This window comes from Spirulina subsalsa CS-330 (assembly GCF_028330765.1).
In the GTDB taxonomy this organism is placed as follows: Bacteria; Cyanobacteriota; Cyanobacteriia; order Cyanobacteriales; family Spirulinaceae; genus Spirulina; species Spirulina subsalsa_A.
The window spans coordinates 24,933-37,069 of the sequence record NZ_JAQMTY010000240.1 but is presented as its reverse complement, the minus strand read 5'-3'; the positions used below and the strand labels follow the sequence as shown (position 1 = coordinate 37,069).

11 protein-coding genes are annotated in these 12,137 nt (G+C 49.8%); 3 read left to right on the top strand and 8 right to left on the bottom strand.

The window, feature by feature from the left end:
* Positions 1 to 81 precede the first annotated feature (81 nt).
* The 4 genes from PN477_RS16825 to PN477_RS16810 all read right to left on the bottom strand — a co-directional run bounded on the left by PN477_RS16825 (position 82) and on the right by PN477_RS16810 (position 4,004).
* Positions 82 to 453: a sulfite exporter TauE/SafE family protein gene (locus PN477_RS16825; protein ID WP_272117257.1), complete on the bottom strand. Its 372-nt coding sequence runs from the start codon at positions 451 to 453 to the stop codon at positions 82 to 84.
* On the bottom strand, positions 450 to 989 hold the full coding sequence (locus tag PN477_RS16820; RefSeq protein WP_272117255.1) for a DOMON-like domain-containing protein: 540 nt from the start codon (positions 987 to 989) through the stop codon (positions 450 to 452). The genes PN477_RS16825 and PN477_RS16820 overlap by 4 nt, the downstream gene beginning before the upstream one ends.
* Positions 986 to 2,128: a phosphotransferase enzyme family protein gene (locus PN477_RS16815; protein WP_272117253.1), complete on the bottom strand. Its 1,143-nt coding sequence runs from the start codon at positions 2,126 to 2,128 to the stop codon at positions 986 to 988. Before PN477_RS16815 ends, PN477_RS16820 begins: the two co-directional genes overlap by 4 nt.
* A gap of 217 nt (positions 2,129 to 2,345) precedes the next feature.
* Entirely contained in the window at positions 2,346 to 4,004 is a 1,659-nt protein-coding gene (locus PN477_RS16810; protein WP_272147477.1) for an iron uptake porin, read from the bottom strand.
* A gap of 592 nt (positions 4,005 to 4,596) precedes the next feature.
* On the opposite strand from PN477_RS16810, the gene PN477_RS16805 reads away from it, so the two are divergent.
* The 3 genes from PN477_RS16805 to PN477_RS16795 all read left to right on the top strand — a co-directional run bounded on the left by PN477_RS16805 (position 4,597) and on the right by PN477_RS16795 (position 8,586).
* Entirely contained in the window at positions 4,597 to 5,175 is a 579-nt protein-coding gene (locus PN477_RS16805; protein WP_272117247.1) for a Uma2 family endonuclease, read from the top strand.
* A 92-nt stretch (positions 5,176 to 5,267) separates the two neighbouring features.
* Complete coding sequence (locus PN477_RS16800; protein WP_272117245.1) at positions 5,268 to 5,858, top strand: Uma2 family endonuclease; 591 nt, start codon at positions 5,268 to 5,270, stop codon at positions 5,856 to 5,858.
* A 25-nt stretch (positions 5,859 to 5,883) separates the two neighbouring features.
* Entirely contained in the window at positions 5,884 to 8,586 is a 2,703-nt protein-coding gene (locus PN477_RS16795) for a DNA methyltransferase (protein WP_334310552.1), read from the top strand.
* A gap of 361 nt (positions 8,587 to 8,947) precedes the next feature.
* Here PN477_RS16795 and PN477_RS16790 read toward each other — a convergent pair whose 3' ends face one another.
* The 4 genes from PN477_RS16790 to PN477_RS16775 all read right to left on the bottom strand — a co-directional run bounded on the left by PN477_RS16790 (position 8,948) and on the right by PN477_RS16775 (position 11,873).
* Complete coding sequence (locus tag PN477_RS16790) at positions 8,948 to 9,484, bottom strand: tetratricopeptide repeat protein (protein ID WP_072619578.1); 537 nt, start codon at positions 9,482 to 9,484, stop codon at positions 8,948 to 8,950.
* A 44-nt stretch (positions 9,485 to 9,528) separates the two neighbouring features.
* The gene (locus PN477_RS16785; RefSeq protein WP_272117240.1) at positions 9,529 to 10,251 is read right to left on the bottom strand and encodes a hypothetical protein; all 723 of its coding nucleotides are present in this window, start codon (positions 10,249 to 10,251) and stop codon (positions 9,529 to 9,531) included.
* Positions 10,252 to 10,261: 10 nt separating this feature from the next.
* A complete protein-coding gene (dapB, locus tag PN477_RS16780; RefSeq protein WP_272117238.1) occupies positions 10,262 to 11,089 on the bottom strand; it encodes a 4-hydroxy-tetrahydrodipicolinate reductase in 828 nt (275 codons plus the stop codon).
* Positions 11,090 to 11,288: 199 nt separating this feature from the next.
* Positions 11,289 to 11,873 (bottom strand): MiaE family protein, encoded by a 585-nt coding sequence (locus tag PN477_RS16775; RefSeq protein WP_272117237.1) that lies wholly within the window; start codon positions 11,871 to 11,873, stop codon positions 11,289 to 11,291.
* Between the last annotated feature and the right edge of the window lie 264 nt (positions 11,874 to 12,137).

The following is a 12,137-nucleotide window of genomic DNA, read 5'->3' as shown; positions in this document are numbered from 1 at the left end:
TCCCCCTTATCCTAACTTTCCTACAGGACTAAGTCAACCCTGTAGGATTCGCTTCGCTCAGTTTTCTTGGTTGGTCAAAATTCATCTCACCGTTAAGCCTTCGGCTATAACGGGAGTCCTCTTTTGACACTTGAGATAGAGGCCAAAGAAGATTAAAAAGAGACTGAGGCCGGTGGTGATCCAGGGGGTAGGGGCGATCGCAACCATCCCCACCCCCAGGGGAATCCCGATCCAAGTTGCCACCACTAAGCGCCACACCGCCTGAATTTCGATGGCTTGCCACCCTTGGAGGACGATGATGCTATTGATCGTGAGGGCAACCAGGGCAAAAAGAGGCGAGGCGGTTTTGAGATCGAGCACGAGGGAGAGTAGGGGCATCGCCACCAGAGCACTCCCAAAGCCAAAGCTGGACTGCATCAGGATGGCGATGAAAAAAATCGTGGCGATGGTCATGCGGGCTGGAGGGCGATCGCAAACCCTTGACGATTGTGGAAATCGGCAATGGGAGCCGGATGGGTCAGGGCCCAATAGGAGCAGGTGCCATCCTGGGTTTGCAGAACGGTGGTGATGCCGAGGTGGATCGGTTGATGGGCCGGTAAGAGATGGGCTAAATCGAGGGTGAAGGTGAGGAGAAAGCTCTGATCTTGGCGATGGCTTTGGCTGACGGGTGGGGCGATCTGAGGCTCAGGGCTGATGCCGGCGCGGTAGTCGGTGAGATGGTAAAGATTCCAATGGCCGGCGGGGGATAGATTGAATTCCCAATAGTCATCGTGATCAGGGCGGCTAAAAAAGGCTTCAAAACAGGTGGATTCCCAGAGGCGATCGCACCGCTGCGGATCACGATGGGGGGACGGCAGGATCAACGCCCTTAAATCCCCTTGGAGATGGTAGGTAATCGAAAGTTGACGCGCACGGTAGGAAACAGTGCCATTGAGGCTCAAGGGTCGGGGGCAAGGGTCAAAGGGATGGAGGGTAAAAAACTGCGTCATAAAATGGACTGAATTAGCGTCGAAATCTGATGGACTTGGGCTTCAATACTGGCGGTGAGTTGGAATTGCACCAAAGCTCGCCGTAGATTGTGGGTGGAGTCAAGGGCTTTAAAATAGCGATTTCCGGCCAGGTAGTCCGTAAAAAAACGCAGACCGAGTTCAAAGGCAATCAGCCGCATTGCATCATAAAGATAGTGAAAATCGGCGGGGGTGAGGCTGTCTTGGGCAATGTCGAGATAGCCTTGGAGAATGATTTGGGCGCGATCGCAATCAAACTCCACCGTTTCCCAGGCTGCGGTTTCTTCCCCCAATGGGTTGCAGCCCGATCGCAAACAATCCCCTAGATCGTAATGAATCAAGCCCGGTTTCACCGTATCGAGATCCACGAGGGTAATCGCTTGGCCTGTCGTCGGGTCGAGGAGGAGATTATTCACCTTCGGGTCACCGTGAATCGGCCGGAGGGTCAATTCGCCGCGAGCTTTCGCGGTTTCGAGGATGGGCGCGATCGCCCGGTGTTCGGCAATGAAACGATGGCAGTAGTCTGATTCCGGCGACCGGGGCGGGGCATTGTGGGCGGCGACTTGGTCATAGGTGGCCAAATACAGCGGCGTGATGTGGAAACCGGGCAAGGTATCGGCCAAGCGATCGGGCGGCACATTACCAATCAAGTGGTGAAATTGCCCCAACCCATAGCCCACTTCATAGGCTTCGGTGGGGGTTTTGATGCAGTCTTTAGCGATGCCGTCGATGAATGCGATCGCCCGCCACACCGACCCCTGAGCATCTTGATAATAGTCCCCGCCGCTGGTGGTCAGCACCACATGGGGCACTTCCCAGCGTCGCCCTGGGGGCAAGGTTTCACCCTGTAACGCCGTGGCCATCGCTTCAGTGCAGATGCGCATATTCGCCATCACCGCCGCCGGATGTTGAAAGACTCGCGTATTCAACCGCTGCAAAATGAAGTGATCCGCCTGGGGATTATGCAAGCGCACTAAAAACGTGTCGTTGACATTGCCACTGCCAAAAGGACAGACCGACTCAATCGCGCCGGGGGCTTGGAATTGATGAGCCGCAGCATCGGCAGAGGCGATCGCATCAGACACGGGAAACACTCCAAAAAAATCAAAGCTGTTCAGCATTGTCCCACAGCCACGGTTTATCCTGACCGCAGCCCAAGCAGGACTTACGCAGGGACACACACAAACAAGGGGCTTAAGCCCCTTGCCTCAACGAAAAACTGAGAGATTGGCCAGAAATTTGCGTAAGTCCTGCCAAGAAAACACCCTCCAAGCGTTAGGCGTGGCAGGGTGTTCCGAAGGAGAGGATTGAGCATGCTTCAGAGCAGCGATCGCGCCTTTAGAAACTAAACTGAGCGCGGAGGTTCGCCACATAAACATCCGGATTAGACCCAAAATTATTCGGGTTATTAATCCAGAAAAAGGACGGAACCAACGCGATATTATTCGTCACCGGATAGAAGTAGTTCGCTTCAAATTCGTATTGAATCCCGCCATCCCCTGCACCGGAAATGATGAACTCACGCCCATCGAGCACAGAAAAGGGAATCAAATAAGAAAAGGTAAGCAATGAACCTTCTTTACCCAAGTCAGGGAAAGCAAGACCGGCTTGCACCGCTTGGCCGATGATATAGCGATCGTTGATCGCCGTGTTGACGGGAGTGACGTGGACTTTCCCGTAGGTATAGCGGCCAAAGAGTCCGAGCCAATCCAGGGGTTGCCAGTCGAAGTTAAAGCTATAGGTGTTGGCGTTGCCATCATGGACATTGCCGCCCGCACCATCGTCCGCTAAACCGTAGAGGGGTTCCCCTTGACCCCCTGCGCCGAGAAGACCTCCCACCGAATTAAGGCGCGATCGCGTATACAAAAACCGCAAACTCAGGTCATCCAGCGGCGAATAGGTCAACTCCCCGCTAATCGTATACGTCCCCGCAAACAGCCCCTCATTCGCATTAGCCGCCGTATTGAAATTCGGGCCCGATAAAAATTCCGTACTTTCGCCCAAATAGCCCACATTAAACTTCAGCTTGTCGCTCAAGTTCAACAACGCCACAGCACCCGCCCCGCGATCGAGGGTATTAATCAAAGAGCCGCCGCCAGAGTTGAAACTATCCGCACCTTTGAAAATATTGCTGTAGCGGTTGCCATCAAAATAGCGATACCAGTTGATCCGCGGCCCCACCACTAAATGCAGCTTATCGTTGACCGGGAATTGATAGAACAGTTCACGAATCCGAACCTCATTGGCATTACCACTATTTTGGTCGGTAAACGTGACCCCCCAGGTATTGAACAACCCCGCCGAAACGTAGGTATTCGCCGGCCCGTTCCCATTCCCAACCGCCAACTGCATCGCGAGGTTATCCTTCCCAGTGAAGGAGGTACTAAAGTTCAACCAGGTCAGATATTGGAAGGTCAGTTCTGGATCATCGGTGATCGTGCGGCGTGTGGTTGCACCCGTCGCATCCCGTGAAGCCGTAAAAGCATTGGTTCCTTCGGCGAGAATATTCCCCCCAGACCACGCATTATTGAGGTGCATGAAGACATTACCGCGCAACTTTGTCGTGGTGGAGAATTGATTGTCTTCGAGGAATTCAACGCGGGATTCAAGATTATCGACCTTGGTGCTGAGCATGGCGAGTTCGGCTTCAAACTCCGCCATTAATCGCTCGACGGTTTCGAGATCGGCGCGAGTGACAAAATCGGCGCTGGTTTCCGCGATCAGGCGCTCAATCTGTTGCAAGCAGGCATTTAAACCGGCGGCAAACTCGTAGCGGGAGAGTGAACGGTTACCCCGAAACGTCCCATTCGGATAGCCAGCGATACAGTTGTAACGCTCAATCAAGTCACTCAAGGCAGAATAGGCCCAATCCGTCGGCGAAACATCACTCAGTTCCGAAACACCTCGGACTTGGGACATCGCAGAGGTCTGGTTGAGCGCTTCGATATCCGCTAGGACATTACTCGGATTCGCGTGAGCAGCGCTATTGTCTAGCATGGCGAAGGAGAGGGTAGTTGCGACCCCCAACAAGCCAGATAGCAGTCCATAGCTTGGAGCTTTGTTCATCATCTCACACCATTAACAGGAGTATTAAAAAAATACTGAGGCGTAAGCAAATTAACAAAGATTTCTAGTAGCTAATGTAGTCTGGAATACAGGTTTGATTTTGAAGATGTCAAGCCTTGATAATTTTTATGAAAAATTTGCATACTTGGGGCTATGCGGGTAAACGGTAGAATGGTGCAGATTTTCAGAATGAGCACTAGGGATGGAGATGAAGTCGGGTAGATTTGTGGAAAAAGATATAATAGTTGATCTAAAACGCTAGAATAATCAATTTTTCTGCCCATAGAAAAGAAATCGAGTTTCTGGGCAGCGATCGGGGCATCGGCATCACTTGCTTAATCGCCCCATCCGCAAATTTAACTACAATCTAGACAGACTTGCTGGTGAGGTGGTGAAAGATAAGCGGTACTCGTTGGGACAGAAGTCACCATGTTTGATGCGGGTCTGATTCCCGATCTCTAGGGAATAGGCCGTTTTACTCAAAATTGCTGTTTCTGTGTTAAATCAAAACCAAAAATAAACCATGGCTGTCATCACGAAGCAATCCTCAATTACCGTTGAAGATTATCTAAAACAAGAAGAAAAAGCCATTGATAAAAGCGAATGGATTCAAGGGGAAATCATTGAAATGGCGGGTGTTTCAGCCAATCATAATCGGTTAACGTTAAATTTAAGTCGTTTACTTCCCTTGCAAGAAAGAGAGCAAAATTATGAAATTTTTGTCAGTGATATGAGGCTATGGATTGGGGAAGCTCAGAGCTATGTTTACCCGGATGTCATGGTAATTGAAGGAGAGCCTGAATTCACCGACAATCAACAAATGGCTGTAACCAATCCTTGTTTCATTGCAGAAGTATTATCTCCGTCTACTGCTGGATTTGATCAGAGTCAAAACTTGACGCTCTATCGTTCGATTCCTCAGTTACGAGAGTATTTATTAATTGAACAAAAATCCTATCGAGTCGAATTTTGCAAAAAAGTTAATGAACGTCAATGGTTATTGACTGAATTTATCGGCAAGGATGCCATTGTGGAACTGGAAACAGTGAACGTTCAGCTTCATCTCTCAGATCTTTACAAACGGGTTAAATTTGATGAATAAATGATAGTCTTAATTAAGAAGATGAAGATTTGCGTTGAGCGTGTCAGATCTGAATAGTCATAGAGGATTCGATTTTAAAGTGGGAGATTTTCATGATTGCATCAAGAGAGCATGAACTGTATTTTACCCCTGAAGAGTATTTTGCTTGGGAAGCAAAGCAGCTAGAAAAGCATGAGCTAATTGATGGCCGGGTTTATGCCATGAGTGGAGGGACAAAGAATCATAGTGATATTGCAGGAAACATTTTAGCAATGATTAAGCCTCATCTGCGGGGCAGTGGTTGTAAGACCTATAATTCTGACTGCCGTGTCAATATTTTCAACACTCGCAATTATATCTATCCGGATCTGAGTGTTACTTGTGATCAGAGAGATAATTCTAGCGCTCAATATATCACTTATCCTTGCTTGATTGTGGAGGTTTTATCTCCTAGTACTGAGGCTTATGATCGTGGTAAGAAGTTTGATAAATATCGCTGTAATCCGAATTTAGTGGATTATGTGTTGGTGAGTTCTGAGGAGATGGCGATTGATATTTATCATAAAAATGAGGCGGGGGATTGGTTGATTCTCAGTTATCGGGAGGGCGATCGCGTCTCGTTGGCCAGTATTAATTTTAGTGGGGCGATCGAGGAATTTTACGAAGAGATTATTTTCGAGCCATCCCCTGATCCGGTTGTATGATCAGAAAAACCTCACGGGACTTGTCATGACCGCTACCCCTGAATCGCTTCAAACGTTTGTTGAATTCTGCAAAGACCATATTACCGGACGAGAGCGCAGTGAGGCGCAAACGTTTCTAGACCGATTTTTTCGGGCGTTTGGCCATGAGGGGGCGATGGAGGCGGGGGCGCATTATGAGGAGGCGATCGCATCTGGGAGCAAACGAGGAAACACCGGGTTTGCGGATTTGGTTTGGAAGCCGAAGGTATTAATTGAGATGAAAAGCCGGGGGGTGAATCTTAAGGAACAGTTTGCCCAAGCCCGTGAATATTGGTTTAATTTGGTTCCGGATCGCCCCCGTTATGTGATTCTTTGTAATTTTGATGAGTTTTGGATTTACGATTTTGAGCAACAGGTAAATGAACCGATGGATCGTGTGCCATTGGTGGAGTTGCCCAGTCGGAGCGGTGCATTCAACTTTATGGAGTATGGCCAAGTCAAGGCCCCCATTTTTGGTAATAACCAGGTTGCGGTGACGGCTAAGGCGGGGCAACGGATGGGGGAATTGTTCAATGCTTTGGCGGAACGGGGGGAGCGAAAAAAGCAGTTTGATCGCTTAACGGCGCAGCGGTTTGTGTTGCAATGTGTGATGGCGATGTTTGCCGAAGATCGGGGATTGCTGCCTAATAGTATGTTTGCGTCTTGTGTGCAGGATTGTCAGAAGGGCGATAGTTCTTATGATGTAATTGGGGGTCTATTTCGTGAGATGAATAGTCCGGGTGTGACTCCGGTGGGACGGTATCAGGGGGTGAATTATTTCAATGGTGGATTGTTTTCTACAATTCATCCGATTGAATTAACGAATAAAGAGCTAGAGCTACTACAATTTTCAGCCCTAGAGGATTGGAGCAAGATACGCCCCGCTATTTTTGGCAGTATTTTTGAAAGCACTGCCAACGCGGAAGAACGCCACGCCCACGGGATGCACTTCACTTCGGAGGGGGACATTATGAAGATTGTCGGCCCGACGATTAACCGTTTTTGGGAGGAGCAAATCGACGCGGCGAACAGCTTGCCAGAGTTGGAACAGATTACGATCGCGCTCTCGAACTATCGTGTTCTTGATCCGGCTTGTGGTTCGGGGAATTTCCTGTATATGGCGTATCAGGAGATGAAGCGGATTGAGTTTGAGTTGGGGCAAAAGGTGCGGGCGTTTGGGGGTGTGCCGGGTGTGGGTTTGGTGTCTCCGTTGCAGTTTTACGGGATGGATATTAATCCGTTTGGGGTGGAGTTGGCGCGGGTGACGTTGATGATTGCGCGAAAGATGGCGATTGATGAGTGGGGGATGGGGGAGGATGCTTTACCGTTGAGTCAGTTGGATGAAAATATTGTTTGTGCGGATGCGTTGTTCACGGATTGGCCAGCGGCGGATGCGGTGATTGGAAATCCGCCGTTTTTGGGTGGATCTAGAATTCGATCAGAACTGGGTGATAAATACATTCAAAAGATTTTCACAAGGTTTTCTGATGTTAAAGACAAAGTAGATCTTTGTACCTATTGGTTTCGCTTAACTCATAATCACTTAAATAGTAGTGGAAGAGCCGGATTAGTTGGAAGCAATAGCATTAGCCAAGGCTTAAGTCGAAAAGCAGGACTAGATTACATCGTTCAAAACGGTGGAATAATTCATGATGCTATTTCAACTCAACAATGGAGTGGAGATGCAGTAGTTCATGTGAGTCTAGTTAATTGGGCATACAATCCACCACATAAATTTATTCTTGACAATAAAGATGTATTCAGAATAAGTACGTCTTTAAAATCAGAAATAGATATTTCTGGCTCAAAAAATCTCAAAAGCAATGTTTCTTTTTCATTTAAGGGAGTTCAGCCTACAGGGCATGGATTTTTAGTTGAAATAGAAACAGCAAATCACTGGATTAATCAATTTTCAGACAATCAAAAAATCATCAAAAAGTTTGTCTCTGCTTCGGACTTAGCTAGTCAACCTCATGGTTTTCCAAGTCGTATGATCATTGATTTTAATGATATGTCGATAGAAGATGCAAGACTTTACAAAGATCCATTTGAGCATCTTAAAACTTATGTAAAGCCAGAACGCGATAAGAATCGTAGAACTGTAACTCGTGAAAATTGGTGGAAGTTCGGAGAGAAACGGCCAGCTATGCGAAAAGCAATCGCGCCACTATCTCACTATTTTGCAATCCCAAGACATTCTAAATGGTTTATTTTTTTACCCTGTCAAACTGATTGGCTTCCGTCTGATTCTACAACAGTGGTAGCATCCGATGATTTTTATATCCTTGGTATTCTCACCTCAGACATACACCGCCAATGGGTCAAAGCCCAAAGCTCTACCCTAGAAGACCGAACCCGCTACACCAACACTACCTGTTTTGAAACCTTCCCCTTTCCCCAGACCGCCACAGTCAAATTAACCGAACAAATCCGCCAAGCCGCGATCGCCCTTCACGACTATCGCAGCGATCGCATGGAAAAAGAAAACTGTGGCATCACCACCCTGTATAACAACTATTTCCACGAACCCACCAGCAAACTCGCAAAACATCACAAAAAACTCAATGACCTCGTCATGAAAGCCTACGGCTTCACCCCCAACGACGACATCCTAGAAAAACTCCTCACCCTCAATCTAGAACTCGCTGCCAAAGAACAACGCAACGAGCCAATTATTGGGCCATGGGCAGGCGATCGCCCCCCGAATTAACCCTTCCCTCATCCCTGGCCCTTCTCCCGTGGGCTACTGCTTATACACAAACTGCTCTTAACGATGTTCACCTTCTCTCGATCCCCCCTAGCCCCCCTTAAAAAGGGGGGAACGAAAAAAAGTACCCCCTTAAAAAGGGGGGAACGAAAAAAAGTACCCCCTTAAAAAGGGGGGAACGCAAAAAAGTCCCCCTTTTTAAGGGGGATTTAGGGGGATCAAACGCAGACGAGGCCAACATTTGAACGTTATGTATAAGCAGTAGCTCCCACGGGAGAAGGGAGCTAAGAAGAGGAGAAGGACGCTAAAAGCCCTCGCCTGGGGGAGAGGGTGGGGTGAGGGGTTGCAAAAACTAGATCATGATTTAACTCGTGGGGGCGAGGCGTTTGCGCATCGATTCGGCGCGTTTTTTCGCGATCGCATTATCCGGGTCAAACCCTAGCACCTGTTCGTACACATTGAGAGCTTGGGCGACGAGTTTTTTCTTTTCGTAAACATTTCCCAAGTTATTCAGGGCGATCACATAGTCCGGATAGAGTTTGATCGCTTCTTTATAGTTGCGAATGGCGAGATCATATTGTTCTTGGGCAAAGTAGGCGAACCCCATCGCGTTGTACATCAGGGCGATGTTTTCGGATTCCACCTCTTCCTTTTCGGCAGCTTTTAAGCCTCGTTGAAAGACTAAAACCGATTGAACATAGAGTTTTTTATCAAGGCATAGACTGCCGAATTCGTAATAGTCTTTGGTGGTGCAGTCGGCTTTTGTGAGGGCTTGCTGGAGGGTTTCAAAGCGGCGTTCTTGCTGACGAGTGCGCCAAATTTGACGAAAGACAAAAATGGCTGCACCGCTGACTAAGACAAACAAAATCAGAATATAAAGAGTGGGTAAAAATTCGTTCATGGTCACAGTAAAGGGGAGTTCATTATAGGGGTTTTATGGGGGGGCTAGCGCTCATCGCGGCGCGATCGGGGTCGAAGGGCGCGATCGCGCATTGGGGGACGACGGCGATCGGGGGGTGGGGGAGCTTGGCGGCGGAGGTCGGCGCTGAGGCTAAGAAAAAAGTCTCGGCGCAAACAGGGATATTCTCCCACCCAGAGGTTTTGACTGGGAATATGCAGATCGCTCACTTCCTTGATTTCGCTGAGGTCGGCTTGATTGGAAAAGACGAGACATTCCACCTTTTGCCCTGGTTTGAGCAGTTTATGGCTGCGCCGGAGGGGGGCTTGGACGAGGGTACGGAAGCCGCTGCGATCGCCAATGTCCAGGTTAATCCGCCGCTCGCGATTTTCCACAATCACCAATTCGCCGCGCTGGTTAAAGGTTTCCTCTTCCCGAATCAGGTCTTCTGAGATAAACACATCTAAAATCCGACCGCGCCAAAAGCCGCTATATTTCCAGCGGCGATACTTACTGTTGCGCAGACTGGCCCAATAGACCGGGGCCCAGAGCCAATACAACCCGGCGATGATCCCCAGGAAAAACTTTAAGCCCCCCGCCCCGCCTTGAAACAGGACATTCAACAGCAGCAACGCCACCATCCCGATCACCGAAATCAAGACCCGCCGCACAATATCTTGGATGCTGCCCCAAGCGGCGGCATATTGGGCCCCGGTGGCGATCGCAGGCACGAGTTGCTCAAATTTTTCGCGGGTGATGGGGACTAGCATGGGCTAACGATTAGAGGACTTTTTCTAGGCCGTAGACCAAGGTTTTCAATTCCGTCACCTTCCGAATTGCCAAGACCACGCCGGGCATGAAAGAGGCGCGATCGGTGGTGTCGTGGCGGAGGGTGTAGAGTTGGCCCGGTGAGCCGAAGAGAATTTCTTGGTGGGCGATGAGGCCGGGGAGGCGGACGCTATGGATGCGGATATTTTCGTCGGCACAACTGCCCCGCGCCCCGGTGAGGTGTTCTGTTTCCTTGACGCTGGCGGGGTTGTAGGGTTTGCCCAGTTCGGCGAGCATTTGGGCGGTTTTGATCGCCGTGCCGCTGGGGGCATCGGCTTTTTGGTTGTGGTGGAGTTCGATGATTTCCACATGGTCGAAATATTTGGCGGCTTGGAGGGCGGCCTGTTGCATCAGGATCACGCCGATGGAAAAGTTGGGGGCGACGATCGCGCCTGTGCTGGCTTTTTCAGCGAAGGCGGCGAGGTCGTCGAGTTGCTCCGGGCTGAGGCCGGTGGTTCCCACGACGGGACGCACGCCATAGGCGATCGCACTGCGCACATTTTCATACACACCATCGGGATGGGTAAAGTCCACCATTACCCCTTGGATCGGCTCTTGGGTCGCCAACACTAAGACGCTTTGCAGATCGTTTAAAATCGGCACTTCCACCGGCCCGCAGCCGGCCACAATTCCGGCATCTTCCCCCACCACATCGGGGGAACGATCCACCGCCCCCACCAGGTGCATCCCGTCCGCTGCCATGACGGCCTTGAGCACTTCGCGGCCCATTTTGCCCGCGACACCATTAATTACTACCGGAATTGAAGCTTCAGAGGTCATAGAAGATACGACTCAGTTAATCTGCAAGATTCCATTGTATAGCAGTGTGCAAAAGGGTTAGGGCGGGTTAGGGTTTCGAGGGTTGCAGGCAAGGGGCTTCGAGGGTTGCAGGCAAGGGGCTTCGAGGGTTGCAGGCAAGGGGCTTCGAGGGTTGCAGGCAAGGGGCTTAAGCCCCTTGTTAACACGAGTTGCGGGGGGTTTAGCTATGAATTCGGGGTTCCGGGTGGAGGGTGCTAAGGATCTCACTTTCGGCGATCGCTAACTCCTCCAATCGCGTTTGCACTACGTCCCGATCAAAATAGGTGTCCGCTAAGACCCAATAGATCCCGTAATGTCGCGCCTCGGAAGCCATTAAGCTCCGGTAGAATTCAGCCAGTTCAGGATCGGGGCAATGGTCGCCCAAGAGGCCCAGCCGTTCATGCGATCGCGCCTCGATCAAACAGGACACCAGCAGAAAATCCAACATCCGATCCGGTTCATTGCGGCGGATCAGCGATCGCAACGCCGCGCCATAGGGGGGCGCATTCAACGGCGCGAGGGGAATATTGCGGCGATCCAGCCATTGATTCACGAGGGCAAAATGATCCAGTTCTTCTTTGGCGATCGCGGTCAGCTTATCCAACAACACCCGGCTAGAGGGATAGCGAAACATTAAATTCAACGCCGCTGAAGCGGCTTTGCGCTCACAATGGGAGTGGTCGAGTAAAATGGTGTCAAGGTTAGCAATGGCTTGGTCTAGCCAGGCTGTCGATGTTGGGTGCTGAAGAATTTGAATAGTGGTCACGAGGGTTACCGCTGATGCGACGGAAAGGGAACGCGACAAAATTCGCGTTTCATTCCAACATAGAGGAATTTTGAGAATTTTTGCGATCGTGGACTTAAAAAGAATTCTTCTGTCCTGTGAATGCCGTCAACGTTGTGAACAGAGCCTAAAAACCGCAGATGCTCTTGAGTGAATAACCCTTTAAACTTGACAGAACTTGTGTTCCTACTGTCTGCACGGTATTCCCAACCCTTCAAATTCATGTCTCAGGTTGATCTATCGTCA

Excerpts from the sequence above, each read along its gene's own strand:
- PN477_RS16825 (WP_272117257.1), bottom strand. The coding sequence starts at position 453 with ATGACCATCGCCACGATTTTTTTCATCGCCATCCTGATGCAGTCCAGC.
- PN477_RS16820 (WP_272117255.1), bottom strand. The coding sequence starts at position 989 with ATGACGCAGTTTTTTACCCTCCATCCCTTTGACCCTTGCCCCCGACCC.
- PN477_RS16815 (WP_272117253.1), bottom strand. The coding sequence starts at position 2,128 with ATGCTGAACAGCTTTGATTTTTTTGGAGTGTTTCCCGTGTCTGATGCG.
- PN477_RS16810 (WP_272147477.1), bottom strand. The coding sequence starts at position 4,004 with ATGCTAGACAATAGCGCTGCTCACGCGAATCCGAGTAATGTCCTAGCG.
- PN477_RS16805 (WP_272117247.1), top strand. The coding sequence starts at position 4,597 with ATGGCTGTCATCACGAAGCAATCCTCAATTACCGTTGAAGATTATCTA.
- PN477_RS16800 (WP_272117245.1), top strand. The coding sequence starts at position 5,268 with ATGATTGCATCAAGAGAGCATGAACTGTATTTTACCCCTGAAGAGTAT.
- PN477_RS16795 (WP_334310552.1), top strand. The coding sequence starts at position 5,884 with ATGACCGCTACCCCTGAATCGCTTCAAACGTTTGTTGAATTCTGCAAA.
- PN477_RS16790 (WP_072619578.1), bottom strand. The coding sequence starts at position 9,484 with ATGAACGAATTTTTACCCACTCTTTATATTCTGATTTTGTTTGTCTTA.
- PN477_RS16785 (WP_272117240.1), bottom strand. The coding sequence starts at position 10,251 with ATGCTAGTCCCCATCACCCGCGAAAAATTTGAGCAACTCGTGCCTGCG.
- dapB (WP_272117238.1), bottom strand. The coding sequence starts at position 11,089 with ATGACCTCTGAAGCTTCAATTCCGGTAGTAATTAATGGTGTCGCGGGC.